The 23,644-nt window shown below is 35.2% G+C and carries 21 protein-coding genes and 1 tRNA gene; 8 read left to right on the top strand and 14 right to left on the bottom strand.

The features are described from left to right. Window positions 1-297 precede the first annotated feature (297 nt). From ACHRV5_RS01095 to ACHRV5_RS01085, 3 genes are read right to left on the bottom strand one after another with little or no spacing between them, the layout of a single operon-like run. The gene (locus ACHRV5_RS01095) at window positions 298-1,131 is read right to left on the bottom strand and encodes an OmpA family protein (protein ID WP_047775225.1); all 834 of its coding nucleotides are present in this window, start codon (window positions 1,129-1,131) and stop codon (window positions 298-300) included. A gap of 32 nt (window positions 1,132-1,163) precedes the next feature. Continuing rightward, window positions 1,164-2,183: a glycosyltransferase family 2 protein gene (locus tag ACHRV5_RS01090; RefSeq protein WP_395425437.1), complete on the bottom strand. Its 1,020-nt coding sequence runs from the start codon at window positions 2,181-2,183 to the stop codon at window positions 1,164-1,166. A gap of 27 nt (window positions 2,184-2,210) precedes the next feature. Continuing rightward, on the bottom strand, window positions 2,211-2,654 hold the full coding sequence (locus ACHRV5_RS01085) for a type I restriction enzyme HsdR N-terminal domain-containing protein (protein WP_395425436.1): 444 nt from the start codon (window positions 2,652-2,654) through the stop codon (window positions 2,211-2,213). 95 nt (window positions 2,655-2,749) lie between these two features. Between ACHRV5_RS01085 and holA the strand changes: the two genes are divergently transcribed. The 3 genes from holA to ettA all read left to right on the top strand — a co-directional run bounded on the left by holA (window position 2,750) and on the right by ettA (window position 5,738). Continuing rightward, window positions 2,750-3,754: a DNA polymerase III subunit delta gene (gene holA / locus ACHRV5_RS01080; RefSeq protein WP_047775220.1), complete on the top strand. Its 1,005-nt coding sequence runs from the start codon at window positions 2,750-2,752 to the stop codon at window positions 3,752-3,754. Between the two features lie 72 nt (window positions 3,755-3,826). After that, on the top strand, window positions 3,827-4,009 hold the full coding sequence (locus tag ACHRV5_RS01075; protein ID WP_047775219.1) for a CAL67264 family membrane protein: 183 nt from the start codon (window positions 3,827-3,829) through the stop codon (window positions 4,007-4,009). Between the two features lie 34 nt (window positions 4,010-4,043). Further along, window positions 4,044-5,738 carry an energy-dependent translational throttle protein EttA gene (ettA, locus tag ACHRV5_RS01070; RefSeq protein ID WP_047775217.1) on the top strand — a complete coding sequence of 565 codons (1,695 nt, stop codon included), beginning with the start codon at window positions 4,044-4,046 and terminating at the stop codon, window positions 5,736-5,738. Window positions 5,739-6,254: 516 nt separating this feature from the next. Here the strand turns inward: ettA and recQ are convergent. From recQ to aroB, 5 genes are all read right to left on the bottom strand, one after another. Next, window positions 6,255-8,369 (bottom strand): DNA helicase RecQ, encoded by a 2,115-nt coding sequence (gene recQ, locus ACHRV5_RS01065; protein WP_395425435.1) that lies wholly within the window; start codon window positions 8,367-8,369, stop codon window positions 6,255-6,257. A gap of 127 nt (window positions 8,370-8,496) precedes the next feature. After that, window positions 8,497-8,904, bottom strand: coding sequence for a hypothetical protein (locus ACHRV5_RS01060; RefSeq protein ID WP_047775214.1), 408 nt, complete (start codon window positions 8,902-8,904; stop codon window positions 8,497-8,499). A 9-nt stretch (window positions 8,905-8,913) separates the two neighbouring features. Continuing rightward, window positions 8,914-9,882, bottom strand: a complete 969-nt coding sequence (locus ACHRV5_RS01055; RefSeq protein ID WP_035681188.1) for a deoxyhypusine synthase family protein — start codon at window positions 9,880-9,882, stop codon at window positions 8,914-8,916. 107 nt (window positions 9,883-9,989) lie between these two features. Next, entirely contained in the window at window positions 9,990-11,393 is a 1,404-nt protein-coding gene (locus tag ACHRV5_RS01050; RefSeq protein WP_395425434.1) for an arginine decarboxylase, read from the bottom strand. Window positions 11,394-11,690: 297 nt separating this feature from the next. Continuing rightward, the gene (gene aroB / locus ACHRV5_RS01045) at window positions 11,691-12,758 is read right to left on the bottom strand and encodes a 3-dehydroquinate synthase (RefSeq protein ID WP_395425433.1); all 1,068 of its coding nucleotides are present in this window, start codon (window positions 12,756-12,758) and stop codon (window positions 11,691-11,693) included. A 90-nt stretch (window positions 12,759-12,848) separates the two neighbouring features. Between aroB and ACHRV5_RS01040 the strand changes: the two genes are divergently transcribed. Beyond that, complete coding sequence (locus tag ACHRV5_RS01040) at window positions 12,849-14,018, top strand: proline dehydrogenase family protein (RefSeq protein WP_395425432.1); 1,170 nt, start codon at window positions 12,849-12,851, stop codon at window positions 14,016-14,018. A gap of 514 nt (window positions 14,019-14,532) precedes the next feature. On the opposite strand, the gene ACHRV5_RS01035 is transcribed toward ACHRV5_RS01040, so the two are convergent. From ACHRV5_RS01035 to ACHRV5_RS01025, 3 genes are all read right to left on the bottom strand, one after another. Then, window positions 14,533-15,852, bottom strand: a complete 1,320-nt coding sequence (locus ACHRV5_RS01035) for a hypothetical protein (RefSeq protein ID WP_395425431.1) — start codon at window positions 15,850-15,852, stop codon at window positions 14,533-14,535. 96 nt (window positions 15,853-15,948) lie between these two features. Beyond that, window positions 15,949-17,160 (bottom strand): OprO/OprP family phosphate-selective porin, encoded by a 1,212-nt coding sequence (locus tag ACHRV5_RS01030; protein WP_395425430.1) that lies wholly within the window; start codon window positions 17,158-17,160, stop codon window positions 15,949-15,951. A gap of 153 nt (window positions 17,161-17,313) precedes the next feature. Further along, a complete protein-coding gene (locus ACHRV5_RS01025; protein ID WP_395425429.1) occupies window positions 17,314-19,098 on the bottom strand; it encodes an ABC transporter ATP-binding protein in 1,785 nt (594 codons plus the stop codon). 265 nt (window positions 19,099-19,363) lie between these two features. Between ACHRV5_RS01025 and ACHRV5_RS01020 the strand changes: the two genes are divergently transcribed. Next, window positions 19,364-19,438: transfer RNA gene (locus ACHRV5_RS01020), tRNA-Val, on the top strand. Here the strand turns inward: ACHRV5_RS01020 and ACHRV5_RS01015 are convergent. From ACHRV5_RS01015 to mobA, 3 genes are all read right to left on the bottom strand, one after another. Further along, window positions 19,429-20,952 (bottom strand): recombinase family protein, encoded by a 1,524-nt coding sequence (locus ACHRV5_RS01015; RefSeq protein ID WP_395425428.1) that lies wholly within the window; start codon window positions 20,950-20,952, stop codon window positions 19,429-19,431. The genes ACHRV5_RS01020 and ACHRV5_RS01015 overlap by 10 nt on opposite strands. Then, window positions 20,936-21,091, bottom strand: a complete 156-nt coding sequence (locus ACHRV5_RS01010) for a hypothetical protein (protein WP_395425427.1) — start codon at window positions 21,089-21,091, stop codon at window positions 20,936-20,938. The genes ACHRV5_RS01015 and ACHRV5_RS01010 overlap by 17 nt, the downstream gene beginning before the upstream one ends. A 298-nt stretch (window positions 21,092-21,389) precedes the next feature. After that, window positions 21,390-21,827: a conjugal transfer protein MobA gene (gene mobA / locus ACHRV5_RS01005; protein WP_395425426.1), complete on the bottom strand. Its 438-nt coding sequence runs from the start codon at window positions 21,825-21,827 to the stop codon at window positions 21,390-21,392. A 221-nt stretch (window positions 21,828-22,048) separates the two neighbouring features. On the opposite strand from mobA, the gene ACHRV5_RS01000 reads away from it, so the two are divergent. The 3 genes from ACHRV5_RS01000 to ACHRV5_RS00990 all read left to right on the top strand — a co-directional run bounded on the left by ACHRV5_RS01000 (window position 22,049) and on the right by ACHRV5_RS00990 (window position 23,622). Next, window positions 22,049-22,738, top strand: a complete 690-nt coding sequence (locus tag ACHRV5_RS01000; protein ID WP_395425425.1) for a nucleotidyl transferase AbiEii/AbiGii toxin family protein — start codon at window positions 22,049-22,051, stop codon at window positions 22,736-22,738. A gap of 21 nt (window positions 22,739-22,759) precedes the next feature. Beyond that, window positions 22,760-23,098 (top strand): DUF6922 domain-containing protein, encoded by a 339-nt coding sequence (locus ACHRV5_RS00995; RefSeq protein ID WP_395425424.1) that lies wholly within the window; start codon window positions 22,760-22,762, stop codon window positions 23,096-23,098. A gap of 77 nt (window positions 23,099-23,175) precedes the next feature. Further along, on the top strand, window positions 23,176-23,622 hold the full coding sequence (locus ACHRV5_RS00990; RefSeq protein ID WP_395425423.1) for a hypothetical protein: 447 nt from the start codon (window positions 23,176-23,178) through the stop codon (window positions 23,620-23,622). Window positions 23,623-23,644: the final 22 nt, after the last annotated feature.

The raw sequence follows: 23,644 nt of genomic DNA, 5'->3' as shown, positions 1-23,644 counted from the left end.
ATGGAAAGAAAAGAAAGTGGGAGATAAACTGCTGTTAAACGATACAATACAGCAATAAAAATCTAATTTGCAGCTATAAATTGAAACCTTAATAGTGCTTTTGTAAAAAAAAACTTAAAACGTATCGTAATTTAAAAATAATAACTAACTTTAATATCAGTTAAAATTTAGTTAGTTAATTAAAAATAATGCTATTCTTGATTTATATTTAATTGGTTATTAAACAAAGTTAAGAATACATAAAAGCAGGTCGTTCGACCTGCTTTTTCTGTTTAAAAATGATATGGAAATAAAGAATTATTTCGATTGTTTTTTCATTTCTTTTTCAATCATATCGTAGAATTGATCGATTTTTGGCATAACCACAATACGAGTTCTTCTGTTACGAGCTTTATTTTCAGGAGTATCATTTGCAACTAAAGGCACATATGAACTTCTACCTGCAGCAATTAATTTCGCTGGATTTACACCAAGATCGTTTGTTAATACACGTACAATAGCAGTAGAACGTTTCACACTTAAATCCCAGTTGTCTAAGATAATTCCGTTGCTTTTGTAAGGAACGTCATCTGTATGACCTTCAACCATACATTCAAAGTCCGGTTTGTCATTTACAACTTTAGCTACTTTAGCTAAAACTGTTTTTGCTTTATCACTTACGTCATAACTACCACTTTTAAATAATAATTTATCTGCAATAGAAATAAATACAACTCCTTTTTCAACGTTGATTTCGATGTCCGGATCGTTGATTCCAACTGCTCCTTTTAAGCTTGTTACTAAAGCCAACGTCACACTGTCTTTTTTAGTTAAAGCATCTTGAAGTCTTGATATTTTTAAATCTTTCTCTTTTAAACTTTCTAAAGATTTCTCCAGATTTTCAGCTCCTTTTGTAGTTAATACAGTCAAATCTTTAGAACTGTTTATTAAGTCCTGATTGTGCGATTTATAACTTTCAGCAGTAGCTGCTAAGCCTGCTTTCTCTTCCAAACATGAATTAAGTTTTACAGTACAAGAATTTAATAAGTCTTGAGTCTCTTTGTTTTTAGCTTCTAATGCCGCATATTGTTTCTTCGAAACACACGATGTTAAAGCCATTAATACGGATAGTGCAATTACTATTTTTCTCATAATTTTAATTTAATTAGACGTTGATTACAAATTTAGTTTTTAATATATTGAATTCTGTTAAAGATTTCTTTAAATAATGTCAATTTTTCCACGTAATACAAGTAAACGATACTTTTGACACTATAGTATTGTTGGATCTGAAAATCTTTTCTTTTTCTTTTATACGCAAAAAACAGGCCATAAAATGAGAAATGTGCTTTCAAAATCGCAATAGTGTGCTGAAATTTTCCTTGAAAAAGAAAACGTACTCCCGCAATTCCGTCCAAAACCATTCGGATGAAAAGAGTAGAGAGTAACCCTTTTTTCGGAAGGTTTTTTACCATCATTAGCAACGAATTCCTGAAATTCAGATACGTCTTTCTTGGATTCCCTTGTTGTAATGTCGCGCCTCCCACATGATACACTATCGATTGTGAATTGTATTTAATAATATACCCTTCATTTAAAGCACGCCAGCACAAATCGATTTCCTCCTGATGCGCAAAAAAAGCAGCATCAAAACCCTCTAATTCATGATAAACAGTGCTTCTAATAAAAAAACAAGCCCCGGAAGCCCAGAATAATTCGCAATTATCATCGTATTGACCATTGTCTTTTTCAATCGTTTCGAAAATACGTCCACGACAGTAGGGATAACCATATTTATCTAAAAAACCACCCGCTGCACCGGCGTATTCGAAATATCCTTTATTTTTGAAGTCCAGAATTTTAGGTTGAATAATAGCCGTTTGCTTTTCACTGTCAAACGTTTCTATAATAGGTTTCAACCAATTTTCTGTTACCTCGATATCTGAATTGACTAAAGCGTATAGTTCGGCATCAATATGTTGTAAAGCATCGTTGTATCCTTTCGCAAAACCATGATTGCCATCATTTTTGACAATCTTTATGGTTGGGAAGTTTTCTTTGACGAAATTTATAGAATTGTCTGTTGAAGCATTATCTGCAACATAAATAGTGGCTTCTGCCGAAAATTGGATGACGGAAGGTAAAAACTGCTCTAACAATTTTACTCCATTCCAATTTAAAATTACGACTGCTATTTTATCCAAAAGTATTTTTTTATAATTTATTAAAATTTATTTATAGCCTGGAAGCGATGGTAAAAACGCATATTTCTCGTTTTCAAAGTCCATTTGACAATAATAATGATTCAGACCGTTCGTAACATTCAAAAACCGTGCCTGCATTGTCATATTATAACGAGCAATCTGGTCAAAAGTTGCCTGCGATATTTTTACTTCAGGCGCTTTGCACTCTACCAATATATGTATAGAACCGTCAGAATTAAAGACCACAACATCGTAACGTTTACGTAATCCATTCACTGTCAGAACTTTTTCTACATTTATAAGTGATTTGGGGTATTTTTTCTCCTTCATTAAAAAATGGACGACATGCTGACGCACCCATTCTTCCGGGGTAAGAATGATGAATTTTTTCCTGATTTCATCAAAAATTGACACTTTATTTTCGCTATTTTTGAATCGGAAAGTATAAGTAGGGAAATTTAATTTTAGCATAAAGCAAAAATATAAAATTGTTGCAGGTTTCAAGTTTAAAGTTTCAAGTTATTGGAGCGTAAACTTGAAACCTGCAACTTGAAACATCAAAATGAATGGATGAAGTTGTAAAAATTGTAAATGATATAAAAGCCGGAAATATTAAGCCAATTTATTTTTTAATGGGTGAAGAGCCTTATTATATTGATAAGTTAGCAGAATACATGGAGAAAAATCTACTTGCAGAAGAGGAGAAAGGATTCAACCAGACTGTTTTATACGGAAGAGATGTTTCTGTCGAGGATATTGTTTCAACGGCTAAGCGCTATCCGATGATGGCTGATCGTCAGGTTGTTATAGTGAAAGAAGCGCAGGACTTATCCAGAAATATTGACAAAATAGAATCTTATGTCGCTAATCCGATGGAAACGACGGTTTTAGTCTTTTGCTACAAATACAAAACACTTGATAAGCGTAAAAAAGTAACCAAACTATTAGCTCAAAAAGGAGTTGTCTTTGAAAGTAAAAAATTATACGAAAATCAGGTTGGTGACTGGATCAAACGGGTATTAGCGGGAAAAAAATATACAATTGATCCCAAAGCAAATGCCATGCTGGTCGAATTTTTAGGTACCGATTTAAGTAAAATCAATAATGAACTTGAAAAATTACAGATTATTTTACCGCAAGGAACTGTAATTACGCCACAACATATTGAAGAAAATATCGGTTTCAGTAAAGACTACAATGTTTTTGAATTAAGAAAGGCAATCGGAGAGCGCAATCAGATTAAAGCCTACAAGATTGCAGAAAACTTTGCTCACAATCCAAAAGAATACCCGCTGGTAATGACAACCGGACTGGTATTTGGATTTTTTATACAACTACTGAAATACCACGGACTTAAAGACAAGAATCCGAAAAATGTAGCTACAGCCATCGGAGTAAACCCATATTTTTTAAAGGAATACGACCTGGCGATAAAGAATTACCCGATGCGAAAAGTAAGTCAAATTATAGGCGCATTACGTGATATTGATGTAAAAAGTAAAGGGGTTGGAGCGAATGCATTGCCTCAATCAGATTTGCTAAAAGAAATGCTTTACAAAATATTTAATTAAGCCATGAAAATTCACGATATTTGCATTTCCAAAAAAATAAAAATAATCTAGATTAAAAAATAATTCACAATTATGGGAATGAATAAAAATACTGTTTTAGGATGGGCTACTTTTATAATGATACTTATGGGATTGTTATTAATAGGTCTTGGAGCTTTTAGATATAGTGATGTTTCGGGTTGGGGATTTGGAGCTGTAGGCGTTGGTTTCTTTGCTAATGCATGGGTTTTTAATGCTTTAAAAGGTAGAGTTTAAAATAAAAATATAGAAATTTAAAAAATAGATCATAATGTCAGACGATAAGAAAGTAATTTTCTCCATGTCAAAATTGAGTAAAACCTACTCAAGCAGTGACAAACAAGTACTAAAGAATATTTATTTAAGCTTTTTTTACGGAGCTAAAATTGGTATTTTAGGTTTAAATGGTTCCGGAAAATCTTCTCTTTTGAAGATTATTGCCGGAGTTGATAAAAATTATCAGGGTGATGTAGTTTTTGCTCCGGGTTATACTGTTGGTTATTTAGAGCAAGAACCGCAATTAGACGAAACGAAAACTGTTATTGATATTGTTCGTGAAGGAGTTGCCGAAACTATGGCAGTTTTAGAAGAATACAACAACATCAATGATTTATTTGGTCTTCCTGAAAATTACGAAGATGCGGATAAAATGGACAAATTAATGGACCGTCAAGCAGCTTTACAAGATAAAATTGATGCGCTTGGAGCTTGGGAAATTGATACCAAATTAGAAATCGCAATGGATGCTTTACGTACTCCGGACGGAGATACGCCAATCAAAAACCTTTCTGGAGGAGAGCGTCGTCGTGTAGCTTTATGTCGTTTGTTGTTACAACAACCTGATGTATTGTTATTGGATGAGCCTACCAACCACTTAGATGCAGAAAGTGTACTTTGGTTAGAGCAACACTTAGCGCAATATGCCGGAACTGTTATCGCGGTAACGCACGATAGATACTTCCTGGATAATGTAGCGGGTTGGATTCTTGAATTAGACAGAGGAGAAGGTATTCCATGGAAAGGAAATTATTCTTCTTGGTTGGATCAAAAATCAAGCAGAATGGCATTAGAAGAAAAAGTAGCTTCTAAACGTCGTAAAAACTTAGAGCGTGAGTTGGACTGGGTTCGTCAAGGAGCAAAAGGACGTCAGACAAAACAAAAAGCACGTTTACAGAATTACGACAAATTATTAAACGAAGATCAAAAACAACTGGATGAAAATCTGGAAATCTATATTCCAAACGGACCTCGTTTAGGAACAAATGTGATTGAAGCTAAAAATGTTGCGAAAGCATTTGGAGATAAATTATTGTACGATAATTTGAATTTCACTTTACCACAAGCCGGAATTGTTGGAATTATCGGACCAAACGGTGCCGGTAAATCTACTATTTTCAGAATGATTATGGGAGAGCAGGAAACCGACAGCGGAGAATTTTCTGTTGGAGAAACCGTAAAAATCGCTTACGTAGATCAATCACACTCTAACATTGACCCAAACAAAACAATCTGGGAAAATTTCTGCGATGGTCAGGAATTAATTATGATGGGCGGACGTCAGGTAAACTCTCGTGCTTACTTAAGCCGTTTTAACTTTGGAGGAAGCGATCAGAACAAAAAAGTCGCCATGCTTTCGGGTGGTGAGCGTAACCGTTTGCACTTGGCAATGACACTAAAAGAAGAAGGAAACGTACTTTTATTAGATGAGCCTACAAATGATTTGGATGTAAATACACTTCGTGCACTTGAGGAAGGTCTTGAAAACTTCGCTGGTTGTGCTGTAGTAATTTCGCACGACAGATGGTTCCTGGACAGAATTTGTACTCACATTCTTGCCTTTGAAGGAGAATCTGAAGTGTACTATTTCGAAGGTGGTTTCTCTGAATACGAAGAAAACAAAAAGAAACGTTTAGGTGGTGATTTAACTCCAAAACGTTTGAAATACAAAAAATTAATCAGAAACTAAATTCCTGGGGGAATTTAAATTCCAAATTTTATAAATTCCAAATTCCAATCTTTGTAGGTTGGGGTTTGGGATTTTTTTTTGGTGAAATTTTTGAAAATTTAGTTGTAGATAAAGTTGTGCGCTATACGGTAATTTTATTGCTAACCTATCAACAGCAAACCCCACTGTCAGGCTGAGCGAAGTCGAAGCCCCTTTTTACTTAAATAGCCTTCGACTTCGCTCAGGCTGACAAATCGTTTTAAATTTTCTATTTGTTGTGATCATTTTATTTTTCAACCAATAACACCAAGACTTAGCACATAAAAAAACTAATTCCCCATTGTCAGGCTGAGCGAAGTCGAAGCGCCTTTATTACTTAAATAGCCTTCGACTTCGCTCAGGGTGACAAATAGTTTTAAATTTTCTATTTGTTGTGATCATTTTATTTTTATCCCAATAACACCGAACCATAATCTATAAACAAAAAAAAAAACTAATTTTCTTTCTGTCACGCTGAGCGAAGTCGAAGCGCGCGCCCTACTTTTTATTATACCTCTCAATAACCGCAAGACCCAATCTGATTTTATCATACGAAATACTTCCTTCAAAATGATCAAAATAAGGTTTTAGAGCTGTAGGATTTTCTAATTTTATTTGCGCTCTTTCTAATAGCGCAATTTCTTTAGAAGTAACAAACTTGCTTAAGTCAATATCATAGCCCTCCACATATAATTTGGCCAAATGTGAGACTACTGTCGAAAGCCCGAGTTTTCTTTTGAAGGCGATTTCTTCAACAGAGCTACCGCTTTGGAATAATTCTAAAGTTGCTTTATAGGTATTGCTTTCTTTTTTGGTTTTTGTGTTGGTCTTTTTCTTTTTATAAAAATCAATAATCGCGTCTATGAACTCCGATCCATATTTTTCAAGTTTGACTTTTCCAACACCATCAATAGTCAAAAATTCCTCATCACTCATTGGACGTACAGTTTCCATTTGACGTAAGGCGGCATCACTAAAAATTACATAAGCCGGAACTTCTTCTTCTTGAGCAATTTCGTATCGTAATTTTCGAAGCGTTTCAAAAAGAGAATTTTTGGCAACTGTTGCTTTTTCTTCTTTTATAGCGTTTTTGTCGATCACTTTTTTGACAACGGTTGTCAGTTTTACTTTTTCGCCTTCAAACAAAACTTTCTTTGCAAAGGGCGTTAGTAAAATTTTATTGTGTTGATGAAAGGCAATTTCGCAATATCCTAAATTGATTAGTTGTATTAAATATTGATTCCAATCGTACCAGGAAATATCGGCCCCAATTCCGTACGTTTTTAGCGTTTGATAATTTTTTTCGTAGATATACGCGTTTTTCGAGCCTCTTAAAAAATCAACAATTACAGCCAAGGGTTCGGATTCCTGCAAACGGATAATCGCTGACAATGCTTTCTGTGCTAAAATTGTTCCGTCAAAGAAAACGGGAGGATTTTTACAGATATCACAATTACCACAATTCTCTGTTACCAACTCACCAAAATACGAGAGCAGAATTTTGCGCCTACAGCTTAAAGCATCGGCATATTGCTTCATTCGTTCCAGTTTTGCCAATTGCACATCGGCGTTTAAACCTTCTGATGCAAACTTCTGGAGCTGAATTACATCGGCATAACTTTCAAATAAAACAGTTTCAGACGGTAATCCATCACGACCGGCACGTCCAATCTCCTGATAATAACCTTCAATGTTTTTGGGAAGATTGTAATGCACCACCCAACGCACATTGGATTTATCAATCCCCATTCCGAACGCAATTGTAGCACAAACCACCTGACAATCATCGTTTATGAATTCATCTTGTGTTTTTGCCCGTAGCTTATTCTCTAAACCGGCATGGTATGCTTTTGCTAAAATTCCTTTTTTTCGAAGTTTATCCGCTAGTTCTTCTGTGGTTTTACGACTTAGACAGTATACGATTCCCGATTCGTTTGGTCGCTTTTCTATAAAATCTGTAATTTGTTTGATACGATCCAAAGCCGGACGCACTTCAAGACTTAGATTTTTCCTGTCAAAAGAAGCTACAAAAGTTTTTGGATTTCTTAAATTTAACTGTTTTGTAATATCGGTACGCGTTGCTTTATCTGCTGTAGCGGTTAGAGCCAGAATTGGAGTAGAAGGGAAGCGGCTTTTCAAATACCCTAAATTGGTATAGGCCGGACGAAAATCATGACCCCATGACGAAATACAATGTGCCTCATCTATAGCGATTAAGCTGATTGTTAACTCATTAAAAACCGCATCCAAATAAGACAAACTTTCTGGGGCTATATACACCAGTTTAATCGTATTTGACTTTAGGTGATCGATGTAAAATCGCTGTTCTTCAGAAGATTGACTACTATTAATATAACAGGCCGAAATACCATTCGTTTTCAGACTGTCTACCTGATCTTTCATTAGTGCAATCAGTGGAGAAACAACAATCGTAATTCCGGGAAGCACTAGCGCCGGTAACTGAAAACAGATTGATTTCCCTCCTCCGGTTGGCATAATAGCCAGTGTATCCTGACCGGAAAGTATCGTGTTTATAATCGTTTCCTGATTGGGTCTGAACTTTTCAAATCCAAAATTTTCTTTTAGTTTGGCATGTAGTATCTGTGAATTCATCTGGCGCTAGTACTTTAGAATTATGTAAATATATTATTTTTCTTATAAATAATAATAAGTTTTATAAGGAAATAATAAAAAAAGGAACCCGAATAGAGTTCCTTTAGTTTATTAAGAAAGAGATAAATTAATCTTCATCGTCTTCATCGTCGTCGTCATCAGCGATATCTTCTTTATCTTCGTCGTCATCATCGTCATCTCCACCGTCAGAGTCTGGTTTGTCTTGTGTATCCTCATCCTCGTCCTCATCAATATCATCATCAAGATCAAGACCTTTTACCGGCTCGATAGTATCTACATCAACGTCGATATCATCATCTTCGTCGTAGTTTTCGATTCTGTCTGCAAGTTTGGTACTAATTTTCACTAAATAAATAGTGTCTTCAGTACGAACTTCAACCGCTTCGATCAATTCGTTTTTAGCATTTCTAAAACGGATAACATCCGAATCATCATAACCATCAGGAAATTTCTCTACCAAAAGGTTTAAAATTTCGTTGGTAAGTTTAGCGTAGTCTACTATAACTCTTTTCATAAAATTATCCTATAAATCTAATAAATATGCAAAAATTAACGGAGCAACGATTGTAGCATCCGACTCAATAATAAATTTAGGGGTTTTGATATCTAATTTACCCCAAGTGATTTTCTCGTTTGGAACCGCTCCAGAGTACGAACCATAACTGGTTGTTGAATCTGAAATTTGGCAGAAATAACTCCAAAACGGGATATCATGCATTTCCATATCCTGGTACAACATTGGTACCACACAAATAGGGAAATCTCCTGCAATACCACCACCAATTTGGAAAAATCCAATTCCGTTAGTGCTATTTTTCGGATACCAATCAGCAAGGAATGTCATGTATTCGATTCCTGATTTCATGGTAGAGGCTTTTAACTCACCTTTAATTACATATGAGGCAAAAATGTTACCCATTGTGCTATCTTCCCAACCCGGAACAATGATAGGTAAATTTTTCTCAGCAGCTGCATACATCCAGCTATCTTTTAAATCTATTTCGTAGTATTCTTCTAATACGCCGGATAATAACATTTTATACATGAATTCATGCGGAAAATAACGTTCTCCTTTGTCATCAGCATCTTTCCAGATTTTGTAAATGTGTTTTTGTAAACGACGAAATGCTTCATGTTCAGGAATGCAAGTATCGGTAACACGGTTTAATCCTCTTTCCAGCAATGCCCATTCGTCTTCCGGTGTTAAATCACGGTAATTAGGAACTCTTTCATAATGGGAATGAGCTACTAAGTTCATGATATCTTCTTCCAGATTGGCTCCGGTACATGAAATAATCTGTACTTTATCTTGTCTGATTATTTCGGCAAAAATTTTACCAATTTCTGCTGTACTCATAGCGCCAGCCATACTTACCATCATCTTAGCTCCATTTGCCAATTGTTGTTCGTATGCCTTTGCAGCATCAACTAAAGAAGCAGAATTAAAGTGCAAATAATGTTTTTCAATAAACTGACTGATTGGTCCTTTCATTTTCTTGTTTTTTTTGTTTTTTTATTTTGAATTAAAAGTTTAACCTTTTAGATGATACTGCAAATTAATAATTTTAAAGATATTAAATCATCAATTTGCAGCTTTTTTTATATTTTTTTAGAGTAGCCTAATATCTTCAATACATCATCAGAAGTTTGTTGTTCTGAAAAAACTTCAGTAGCCAAAATTCCGTTTTCGTCTCGATCTATAAGGATGTGTTTGGGCTGTGGAATAAGGCAGTGGTGTAAACCTCCGTAACCTCCGATTGTTTCCTGATAAGCACCTGTATTAAAGAAACCAATATACAATGGTTTTTCTTTGTTGTATTTAGGTAAATAAATGGCGTTCATGTTTTGCTCGGAGTTGTAATAATCATCGCTATCACAAGTTAAACCTCCTAACAGAACCCGCTCGTAAGTATCGTTCCAGCGGTTTACCGCCAGCATGATAAAACGTTTGTTGATAGCCCATGTGTCTGGCAAAGTGGTAATGAATGAAGAGTCAATCATGTTCCATTTTTCCCTGTCATTTTGTTGTTTTTGGTACAAAATCTGATAGATAGCGCCACCGCTTTCTCCAACAGTAAAGGATCCAAATTCAGTAAAAATGTTCGGAACATCTACTTCTGCTTCGTCACAGGCAATTTTAATCTGATTGATAATTTCATCAATCATATATTGGTAGTCATATTCAAAGGCCAATGAATTTTTGATAGGGAAACCACCACCAATATTCAAGCCATCAAGACCAGGGCATTCTTTTTTTAGTGCAATGTATACTTTGATACATTTCACCAATTCGTTCCAGTAATAAGCCGTATCATTTATTCCGGTGTTAATGAAAAAGTGAAGCATTTTCAGCTCTAATTTATCATTCTCCTGAATTTGTTTCTTGTAGAAAGCAACGATATTTTTGTATCCAATACCTAATCTGGAAGTATAAAACTCAAATTTAGGTTCTTCTTCGGCAGCAATACGGATTCCAATTTTGAATTTTCCTTTTATTTCAGCCTGAAGCAAATCAAGTTCTTCATAGTTATCAATAATCGGAATAGTGTTTTTATGTCCGTTATTGATCAGTCTCGCAATGTTACTGATGTATTCGTCTCTTTTAAAACCGTTACAAATAACATACGTACTTTTGTTTATCTTACCATTTTCCAACAAATTCTCCACAATATTCACATCAAAAGCAGATGATGTTTCGATATGGATATTGTTTTTAAAAGCTTCATTCATGATGTACTCAAAATGAGAGCTTTTTGTACAGTAGCAATAGTAATACTTTGCTTCGTACTTGTTTTTCTCCATAGATTTTCTGAACCAGGCTTTTGCCTTATTGATATTGTTCGAAATCTGTGGCAGGTAAGTAAATTTTAATGGAGTTCCGTATTGTTCCACCAATTTCATCAAATCGATATTGTGAAATTGTAAGTTGTCTTTGTTTAATTTAAATTCTTCTTGCGGGAAGTAATACGTTTGATTTATTAAGTCCGAATATTTTGTATTCATTTATTTTTCAATATTTAAGATTGTATTTTTAATTTAGGTAAACGGTGCTAAATCTAAAATTCAAACTCTAATATTGGCGAATATAATCGGCAGTTTTTCGTGTTCTGCTTTTGAACATAAAAAAACATCAAAACAAAACGGACTCTTGCTATTATAAAAACGATTCAACATCCTTAGCAAGGAACTATTGAGCCGGTTTCTATAAGAACTAAATTGTCTTTGTTTTCTGTTTGTTTTCATCGTGGCAAATGTAAAAAATAAAATACACCTAAAGCAAAGCTTTTGCTTAAAAAAAGTTTAAGATTTATAATCCTCAAACGCGTCTAGAATTAATTTATTTTCAACGGATTGGTTAATTTTTATTTTTCCTATCCCTTCAATCAAGGCAAATTGAATGGTACCGTACTCATTTTTTTTGTCGTGAATAAGCAATTCAAGGATCGGATCGATGTCTTTATCATCAAACTTCACGTCGTCATATATACTTTGAATAGCGGTTTTGATTTCGGCATATTCTGTGGCCGTAATCAATTCTTTTTGCAATGAAATATAACTTTCCAGTATCATTCCTATTGCAATTGCTTCCCCATGCAATAAAGTCTTTTTAGTTTCACTTTCTAAAAAGTAGCTTTCAATAGCATGACCTAAAGTATGACCAAAGTTTAATGCTTTACGAATATTCTTTTCTGTTGGGTCCTGAATTACAATTTCGTTCTTAATTTCAACAGAACGATAAATCAGTTCATCAAAATCAGCATAATCAATAGATTTCAGATCTAAAAATTGTCTCCAATAAGGAGCATCATAGATCAAACCGTGTTTCAACATCTCAGCCAAACCGGAACGCATTTCGCTTTGCGATAAAGTTTCCAGATATTGCGTGTCAATTAATACCATCTGAGGTACGTTAATAACACCAATCTGGTTTTTCAGATTCCCTAAATCAACTCCGGTTTTTCCTCCAACAGAGGCATCCACCATAGACAATAAGGTAGTCGGTATATTAATAAAGTCAACTCCACGTTTAAAAGTAGAGGCTACAAATCCGCCTAAATCGGTTACAACACCACCACCAAGATTAATTATTAGTGATTTTCTATCTGCACCAAGTTCCGTTAAAACATTCCAGATTTCGATACAGGTATCAATATTTTTATTGATTTCACCCGCCTCAAATTCAATTATTTCAATAGTTAAATCCGTTTCAAGTAAAGGCAAAAACTTAGACAAACAATGCTCATTTGTATGATTATCGACTACAATAAACAGGTTTGAATATTTATTTTCTCTTAAATGTACATTTAGAGCTTCGTATGCATTTTGATTAAAATGTACCAGATAATTATTGGCTTGAATGGATTGCATAATTCTTTAGTTAATTGAAAGCGCAAAATAAGGCATTTTTAAGTAAATAATATTGAAACTCTGTCTATATTTGCACAAAAAATAACCTAAATGGAAAAAATATTCGATAACACTCAGGTTGCATTTTCGTTAAAAAGCGATACGGAACTTGACAGAGCTTATTTTCTTTTTAAAATGATCGACAGTGAACCCTTGGTGAGGATAGGAACGGCTGTTACTAATTTTGCTATTAAAGCACATTTGCCAGTAGAAGGATTAATCCGTGCAACTGTTTTTGACCATTTTTGTGGTGGTATCAACGAAGACGATTGTATTACTGTAGTAGACAAAATGTTTACCAAAGGCGTTTCATCTGTTTTAGATTATTCAGTTGAAGGAAAAGAAGAAGAAGAGCAGTTTGATGCTGCTTTAGAAATGACTTTAAAAACGATTGAATTTGCTAAAGAACGTTTAGCAATTCCGTTTGCGGTTTTTAAACCTACGGGTTTAGGTCGTTTTGAACTTTATGAAAAATTAGGAGAGCAACAAACCTTGTCTCCTGCAGAACAAGCAGAATGGGATAGAGTAGTGGCCCGTTTTGATAAAGTTTGCAGTGAAGCACACAAAAAAGATGTTGCCTTATTAATTGACGGTGAAGAAAGCTGGATGCAGGATGCTGCAGACGACTTGGTAACCGATATGATGCGTAAATACAATAAAGAGAAAGCAATTGTTTTCAATACTTTACAAATGTACCGTTGGGATCGTTTGGATTACTTGAAAAAGTTGCATGATATTGCCAAAAAAGAAGGCTTTTTTATTGGAATGAAACTGGTTCGTGGCGCTTATATGGAAAAAGAAAATAAGAGAGCTGAAGAAAAGAATTACGTTTCTCCAATTTGTGTTTCTAAAGAAGCAACAGACGTTAACTATGATGAAGCAGTTCATTATATGTTAGAACATTTAGATACCATGTCCATTTTTGCAGGAACTCACAATGAATTGAGTTCTTATAAATTGATGGAAATGATGCAAGACAAAGGAATTGCCAAAAACGATAACAGAATCTGGTTTGGTCAATTGTACGGAATGAGTGATAATATTAGCTACAATTTAGCCGAAAACGGTTATAATGTTGCCAAATATTTGCCATTTGGCCCTGTAAAAGATGTTATGCCGTACTTGATTCGTCGTGCAGAAGAAAACACTTCTGTAGCAGGACAAACAAGCCGTGAATTATCTATGATTAAAGCAGAACGCAGACGTAGGAAAGGGAAATAGTTTTCAGTTTGCAGTCGCAGTTTACACTTTAAAAGAGGTCGTTTTGGAACTCAAAAAGAGAAACAGATTAATTCTGATGCTATTCAGTTAAATGAAGAGGGAATCTCAAGATTGTGAGATTCCCTCTTTTTTTTATCCCATTGTCAGTTCAGCACGAGATTTTCTAACTTACACTTTTACTTGATTCCGTGTCATTTCGAGGTACGAGAAATCACACCAGGAATTCCGCATAGTGAGCGACCATTCTTTGTCGATTTACGTGTGTGATTTCTCGTACCTCGAAATGAACAAATGTTTTTCTAACTTACACTTTCGCTTGATTCCGTGTCATTTCGACGAAGGAGAAATCACACCAAGAATTCCGCATAGTGAGCGACCATTCTTTGTCGATTTATGTGTGTGATTTCTCCTTCGTCGAAATGACAAGTTTGCGTATAATCTAAATTTAAAAGAGGTTGTCATACAACTCAAAAAAAAGAAGAAATCCCAAGATTATAAGATTCCTTCTTTTTTCTTAAAACGAAACCTGACATTGCAGCACCACAGTTCCAAATCGATCGCTTTGTTTGTATTTTCCAATTAGTGGATTATCGTAGATCGCCCTGTTTTGATAGTTTAAACTGAATTTCGGGCCAAAAGTACCTGTTGTGTAATAATTTGCCCCGATTTCATACATCGTCATTGGAGTGTCTAAGGCTTCTAAAGCAGCAACTTGTGCCGCTACATAGGGTTGGAATCGTCCTTTTTTAGCCGCATTAGAGGATTTAGCAAATAAGTACCCGAATTGTCCGTAATAAATATTTCCTGTTCCTACGCCAATAAAACCGGCTCCGGAACCGTTGATTAAACCATTATCTCCAACAGCCGGGTTGGGAGTTGAAACGGACTGAATGTAATTTCGACCGTAATTATTATTGTTGTAAGAAGCATAAGCGGTAATAGCAGCTCCTTTATCATTGATTGGACTGTCGTAAAAAACATCAAAGCCTAAAACACTCATGTCATCGTGGGCGATTTTATCATCTGCTGTTAGATGCCACATTGCTTTTGCTTGTGTCATATAACCCAGTGCCAGATTAAAGACCTTTTTAGTTCCTAAATAAGTTCCTTTGTGGTATGGATCTTCCAAAGATTCTTTCTCGAAAAAAGAATAGGTTAGGATTCCTGAATATTGTGCTCTCGGCGTTTCTGTACTTAATGTAGAGTTGATACCCAGATTATTTACGCTGTTTTTATATGGATTTGTGATTGCAGCTCGGTAATTGAATTTTCCCAAATCACCTTTTGCATAAATACTTAAGTTTCTGTTTCCAAAAGTAGAGGAGGTATTAATAAACTGCTGATACATTGGCGTGTCCAGTGTTAAGTGTGATGAACTACTATTTGCCGAATATCTTGTTGTTCCGGCTCCCCAGGCCGTTAAACCACCACCAATATGAAGTTTATCATTAAAATGGTATTCTCCCAAAGCATCCATAATAGAAAGCGGTGCATTTGAAGGGCCTGAATTTTGTTGAAAATTGATGTTATTTTGCCCCAATTGAAGGTGAAAGAAAATGTTCTCGGTTAACATTCCCATCGCCTGCAAACGCAAACGTCTAATTACGATATCATACGTTTGGTTCACTTCGTCAGTTCCAATTTTGCTTCCGGGATTTAGCTCTGAATAGCGTCCCCAAACTTGAAGATTCATTCCGAATTTAATGTATTGTGATCCGTCTTCGGATAAATTAACTACAAATGGGGATTGTTTTTTTTGGGCGTTTAAATTAGAGAGTGAAAGGAGTAAAACAGCAAAAAAAATTAAACTGCTTCTGTAACGGATTTTTTTCATAATAGAGGCTTGTTTACCGGATTTAAAGGCAAACATATAAAATCTGAGCTTATTTCAAGTCATAAAATTTTCCCAATTTTACAGAAATTACTTTATTTAAAGTGAAATATCCCATTGCACCCTAAAGCGCCAACCACCGGTATATTGCAGGCTAGAATCCTGGAAATCAAAGTAGGAGACCTCTCCGGTGAGCTTGTTTTTATGACCCTTAAAAAAGTAATTAAAAGCTACCGTAGATTCTCTTTGCAGGTTGTCTTTAAAATTTTTATCAGGACGATAAACCGCATGTCTGCCTGCCATTTCTAAATGTTTAGGAACCCAAGGCCAAATGGTATGAAAAAAGTAACCGGCTTGTGCATAATACCCTCGTAATCGGGTTAATTCATTGTTATTTACCCTGTCGATAATATTTTTGTGATGCCATTCGCTTTGCCAGGAAAATCCACGATACATGAATGCGGATTCTATATTGTATTGATTAACCCTGTATTGACCCGGTTTTTCTTCTTCAAACCCCTCCAAAGAGCCACCACCGGCTTGTGAAAAACGAGTATATGGACTTCTGTTTGTTACTCCGGCCAAGGCTATGATAGCGGTCGGTTTTTCATGAAATTCTAAGTCTCCTCCTTCAAAATCAAGTGTTCTGCCTAAGAAATTCCACTGCGCTCTTCCAAAGTACATTAGGTTTTGGTCGTCGTTTTTAGTATTTCCTCTTCCGGTTCCAGTTAGAGCAGCTACCCAATAATTAAAATCGGCTATGCCTTTTCCTTTTAGATGACCATAAATTTCAACTCCTTGCTGTCTGTCTGTGGTGAAAGGGCGGTTCAGTATAGAGCGTTCAACCATTTGTTGCTCCCCACTGCTAATAAAACGTTCGCGGGTAAACTCCGTTTTCCATTGCCCTATTTTAAAACTCATCCAGTCCCATTTTTCAATCATGATTCTAAAATCCAACAGATTGGACTGACTTAGCTCGTATTCCCAATAATACTTCAACCACGGCTCAAAAGCATGACCTCCGACCTTTAGCCTTGCTCTGTTTATTTTAAAGGCGGTCTGATTGTCTTGATTGAAATCGTCATACGTTAACGGGTCCTGATCGTATGGAGTTGCAAAACGAAACTGTAATCTGCTTTGTAATTGAAACAAGAATTTATTATCTCTAGTCTCTAATTGAATTCCTTTACTTCCATAACTCACATTCATTAGTTTAGTGGAGTCCTTTTGCTCTTGAGAAAATGTAATTGAGTAAAAAGATAAAAATAAGACACCAAAATAAATTTTCAAATTAAGTTCTTTTTGACTCATATTTAAAGGATTTGATTACGACATAAACTGGAAACGATTTAGGAAAAAAAAAGAAAAGTCAATGAGTTTTTACACCCATTGACTTCAAATTTAAGTATTTGTTTGTTATTATTTTATATTTTCTTACAAAAAAAAAGAGACTTTTTTTAACCACTAATTATGGGTAAATTGTAAGTTACTCAGGTTTTTATAAATTCCATTCTCCAAATTTATCAGTTCCTGATGTGTTCCTTCTTCTGTAATTTTTCCGTTGTCTAAAACCAAAATTTTATCAGCACTTCTGATTGTTGACAGACGGTGTGCGATAATAATACTGGTTCTTCCTTCCATTAGAATTTCTAAAGCTTCCTGAACTAATTTTTCACTTTCACTGTCCAAAGAAGAAGTCGCTTCATCGAGAATCAAGATACTTGGATTTTTAAGCAAAGCCCTTGCAATGGCAATACGCTGACGTTGACCACCGGACAATTTCACACCACGTTCTCCAACCAAAGTTTCGAATTTCTCCGGAAAACCATTCACAAAGTTGAATGCGTTTGCTTGTTTCGCCGCCTGAATAATTTCCTCGTCCGTAGCATCGGGTTTTCCGTAAGCGATATTTTCTTTAATTGTTCCTCCAAACAAAATCACATCTTGCGGAACGATACTCATGTTGCCACGTAGATTTTCAAGATCATAGTCATAAATATTCTTGCCATCAACGGTAATTTCTCCTGACGAAATATCGTAAAAGCGCAGTAAAAGAGACGAAATAGTCGATTTTCCAGCACCACTTGGCCCTACAATTGCTATTTTTTGACCAAATTCTGCTGTAAAGCTTACATTCTTAAGAACTTCAATTTCTTTACGCGAAGGATAGCTAAATGCTACATTTTTAAACGCTACATTTCCTTTAATTTTCTCATGCGCACCGTTTGCTTCAACGTTTATTTCCTCCGGTGTTTCTTCTAATAATTCAAAAACCCTTTCGGTAGCACCAATTGCTTTCTGTATTTGTGCATATAATTCGGCTATTCCTCCAAAAGACGCCCCTACAAAAGTAGAATACAACACAAATGAAATCAATTGACCTACGCTCATTTCACCTGCAATACTCAATCGGACACCGTACCAAACTACTGCTACAATCGCACCAAACAAACAGAATATGATAAAAGAAGCAAAGTAACCACGGTATTTACCGCCTTTAATTGCCAGTTTTACTACTTCGTCTATTTTGCCTTTGTATCTTGCAATTTCATACCATTCGTTAGCAAATGCTTTCACAATACTAATCCCTTGCATGGTTTCTTCTACAATAACCTGACTTTCGGCCACCTGATCTTGCACTTGTTTGGAGTATTTTCTAATAAATCTTCCGAAGATTACAGCTGCAACAGCCACCAAAGGCACAACAGAAAGCATTAACAAAGTAAGTTTGAAACTTTCTGTAGCCAATAAAATTACCCCTCCGATGATTAATATAAACTGGCGTAAAAATTCTGCTATCGTACTGGTCAGCGTGTCTTGAATCTGTGTAATATCAGCGCTGATACGACTGTTAAGTTCTCCAACTCTTTTTTGAGAGAAGAACGTCATTGGCAACTTAACCAAATTGGTATATAAAGACAAACGCAGGGTTGCCAGCGTATTTTCAGTAAAATTGATAAATAAAGACAATCTAAAGAAAGAGAAGAAGGCCTGAAGAAATAGTATAGCAACTAAGCTTAAAGCAATTTTATTGGTTTCTGTATTATCTTTGTTTTTAACGCAGTCTACTAACATTCCCATTAACTTAGGAAAGGCTAGGGCAGTAGCTCCTGTAAGCAACAGGAAGAATAAACCAACATAGAATTTCCATTGGTGTTTTCCGGCGTATTTGAATATTAGTTTTGCTTTATTGAGAGAAGTAGCGGTAATCTTTGATTTTGGCAAATCATTTTCTTTATATCTGGCCATTTTAAATATACAATTAAGATATACAAAGGTATGATTATAGCGACTGAAACCAAAGCTATATGCTAAACTTAGCCGTTTTGTGATTTTTTTAACGGAACCTGAATAATTATGGAGCAAATGGGATTACATTAATTTACTGTAAAAGAGTTCGCTAAAGAAAATATCGAAAAATTATTTCACTTTTTTCGCAAATATGCTTGCAAATACAAAATCTAGCTGTATATTTGCACTCGCAATCACAATACGATTGCAACCTAGTAAAATAGGGCGATTAGCTCAGCTGGTTCAGAGCACCTCGTTTACACCGAGGGGGTCGGGGGTTCGAACCCCTCATCGCCCACTTTGAGGGATAACAGAAATGTTGTCCCTCTTTTTTTTGTATAAAAGATATCCTTTTTCCTCCATTTTACTGGCATTATGAGAAAATATGTCCATCATTGTAGGTGTTCGATATATACCCTCTTGATAGTATAAGTTACCATCGAACACCATGTGCACAAACGCACGTTTCTGTAATGTATCTGATTTGGTGTAGATATGTCTTATGTCTCCCAATAGATCCAGATTACTTTCTAAAATCTCAAAAGCTTTACCTTGATTTATATTGAGTCTTTCTATCGATGCGGTAAGAGTCAAAATATGATCACTATATGTAGAATACCATCTTTCGTAAGTATCTTTATTTATTTCGTCTCTGAACCATTTTTCTTCTACAGCATTTAATCTCTGCTGTATTTCTTCAAGTTCATGCTTTTTGTCTAATGCTTTTTTCTTGTTTGTTTTTACTTCCTGCTCAATTGAAGCATAACTGCCATCTCTTATATCCTTAATCTGTTTCTCTGAAACACTCATTAAGTCGCAGGCATTTAAAAACTGCTCATGCGCTTTGACAGCACTTATATTGTTATGTTTGGAATGCTTGCATTTATAATAGTAGAAGTATTTTCCAGATTTGCCACGGGAAGGAGCACCTGTAAGAGGTGTACCGCAATGACATTTTACAACCCCTCTTAATGGTATCTCATCATCAACGGTTACTTTTACCTTATCTTCCTTTTTCATTTTGGACTGCACCATTGTCCATGTTATCTTATCTACTATTGGCTCATGAATGGCTGGAAAAAGACCACCCGGCAGATCCTTGAACGGCTCAACCTTTACGAGTCCTGCATAAACAGGATTTGCCAGAACACGGTCAATAGCCATATTGCCTTTTCTATCAAAACCTGACTGGTAAGCTATTTCCTTAATTTTATATAATGGCACATTACGAAGGAACATATCATAAATTAAACGTACAATTTTAGCTTCCATCTCATTTACTTCGAGATGTCGCTGTTTTCCTTCCCCAACTTTAATATAGCCGAAAGGTTTTTCTCTGGTAAGAAAACGACCTTCTTTAGCACGGGCTGTGTAGAGTCCGCCACGTACTTTAATACTCCTGTTGATATTATCTTCTTCGGCAAGCAGTAATTGTAAACCTGCCCTAAAAAAGCTTCCGGGCGTATCATAATCAAAGACTATCCCTTCGGTCACACTTATAATCTGAATACTATATTTTTTTTGGAACTGCTTGACCATGTTCATCGCTTCGCCAGCATCTCTGCTAAAGCGGTCCAGCTGGTCTACAAGAAGATAATCAACCGATTTATAATGTTTGGCTATAAATGCCTGCAGTTTTATAAAATCTGGACGGTCAAAACTTTTTGCACTTTTCCCTCTGTCAATGAAAGAATCAACTAGCTGTATATTATTATACTGCAGGTATTGGTCAGTGTACAATTCCTGTCTTTCAATCGAGCCATTGCTCTGACCCAATTGACTAAATCTTAAATATCTAATCGCTCTCTTCATATAATTCTTTCAATGTTAATGAAACAATAATTTCAATCATCAGATTTACTAATTTTTGTTCTTTTTCCTTTTCTAAATCTTCATAATTTTTTGATACAATATCATTATTTTCAAACTGTTCATCTTTTAAATTTTCCATATCAATATTATTAAATTTAATTAAGACGCCGTGTATCTCACGGAACCAAAACTAATTTAAAATACAATTTTGCAGTTTTAGTTATTTTGCTTTTAATGGAACAATGTGACTGCATTTGGCTTAAAACACTTTATGCAGATATACCTAAGATGTAATTTGTACTAAACAGCAATTAAAAAAAATACAATAATGTATCCTATCAATTCTTTATATATGGTACATTCAAAATAATGTTACATACATTTGACGTGAATCAATACTATTGCAGATCAACTACTCTTGGAATTTCGCCGTCATATCAAGACTCTTTTTTCATATGCTTTTCTTCAAATTCCTCTGTGAGCTGTATTATCTTTTTAGATAAAACGGCTAATTCTATTGTCTGCTTTTCGAGTTTGTACAGATATGACGAAGCTTTCTTTTCAGAAAATTTTTGATATAAAATTTTGACAACCTGATTATAATTTACCCCAACAGCCCTAAACTGGCTGTAAAAGGAGGTCAGACGCATATAATAATCCATTGTCGCTTTATCGATTTTAACTGTTTTGATCCCTTTTTGAAAAACACACGATGTAATAAAGTGCGCCATTACATGCATTCCTGAGGCTTCAAAAAGAGTGAGAAAGCGTGCATTTTCTTCCGCATTAAGACTGATGGAATAACGGTGGAGGGCGGGATCTATTTTGGAAGGCCTGCCTCCTTTATGCGGGTTCTTTTTTTCTTCATTTTCCATGACTTCAATTATTGGTATTACTTAAAACCAATATATTTCATAATCAGTATTGGTGACCTAATGTGGAAGGACTTGGGAGAGTTTGGAAGTATTTGGCTTACCTGTTCCTAATACAGTCTTATATCTTTAGAATTGGACATCCTCTGTCAAATAAAGCCATCAATAGACACTTCAATAGAGCAGGGCTTTTTCAGAATTAATTTTTCTGAAAATATAAAATTATGCTCTGCAAAGAAACCGTTACTTCGGAGATGTGGGAACTTCTCCAAAGACTTATGAAAGATGAAAATTTGAAAGACCACATATTAGTAGGCGGTACGGCACTCGCCTTACGATTAGGACACCGCTTATCGGTAGACATAGATCTTTTTACAACAAAAGATTTTGATCCGCAGGCTATGCTCAAATATTTGCATGACACTTACAACGCAAATAAAGAGATAAGCAGACTCTTCAATAACACAGTTCTTACCTTCATCGATAATATAAAAGTTGATATTGTTACACACAATTACCCTATTCTGAATTCTGTGGAAACAGCAGAAGGAGTCCGCATGATTTCCAATGAAGATATTGGGGCAATGAAACTCCACGCCATCCATCAGAGCGGTACCAGATACAAGGATTTTGTCGACATGTACTTTATGCTTGAGCAAGAACCTCTAAAGTTTTATCTGCAAGCCTATCAGAGAAAATATGACAAAGATCCGTACTGGGCGTGCAGAGGCCTGAATACTTATGATAAGATTACCACATTTGAAGGTGTAGACATGCTGAGAGAAAAGGAGCAGAACTGGAAAAACATCCAAAAACGTCTGGAACTTGCAGTAAAAAATCCTTTATATAAATTTAAATCAGAAAGCCAGGATTTACCAATTAACCCCAATAAAAAGAGAGGTTTTCGCAGGTAATTCAGCTAAAAATGCTTATATTTGATACTAACCATTTTTATAAAAACAATGGAGAAATTAACTAAAAATATACCCAATCTTCACCCTAAATTTTTCTGGGATTTTAGATTCGACAACATTGACTGGGATGGAGGATATAAAATGGTTATTGCCCGTATTGTGGAGCGTGGAGGTCAGGATCAAATTGACGAAATCGTGCGTTTTTATGGTCGTGAAAAAGTAATTAAGGCAGTCCGTGAAGAGATTTCCTTTCTGCCTAACTATGCCATTGAAGATGCCCTTAAATTCTTTCCCGAACTCAAAAAGGAAGAAATGTACTGCTACCTCAACCGCAAGGACAAGCCATACCACTGGATTTAGTTTCAGTGTTTAAACATCATAAATAAAGGATCATATCCAACCATTAACTATAATTTTATCAGTCTATTCGATTGTCTATGAAAAACAATAACAAACATAAAATTTATACCGGAAATTTCATTTCAACATTTAATGCAATAATACTTATCCTGTTCTTTGTTTTTGTCTGCGTGTATTTTATAAAAGGCGTTTTATCAGGGAGCGTTGCAGGCTGGGTCGGTTTTCCCATTTTTTTTGTTTTATTTTCAATTTTCACATTACCAATGAATTATTTTATCTTAACGGATAAGAAACTAATATCAAAAAATCCTATTTGGTTTTGGAAAACAAATGAAATAGAGTTTGATTCTATTTCCAGCATATCAATTGTACAGCCTCCTAAATCTGCTATCTCTTTAAAAATAGAAACTCAGGATTCAAAAAAAGTTATACCAGCATGCAGTTTAAGAGATAATACATGGAAAGAATTGAAAACACATTTGATTAAAGAGAATATTGTTTTATATGATAAAGTGGGCGTTTAAGTTAAATATCTTTTTTTCGATT

It is taken from the genome of Flavobacterium sp. FlaQc-52 (assembly GCF_044007495.1).
GTDB lineage: Bacteria > Bacteroidota > Bacteroidia > Flavobacteriales > Flavobacteriaceae > Flavobacterium > Flavobacterium cupriresistens.
The sequence above is the reverse complement of the archived record's forward strand: the minus strand, read 5'-3'. Positions and strand labels throughout refer to the sequence as shown.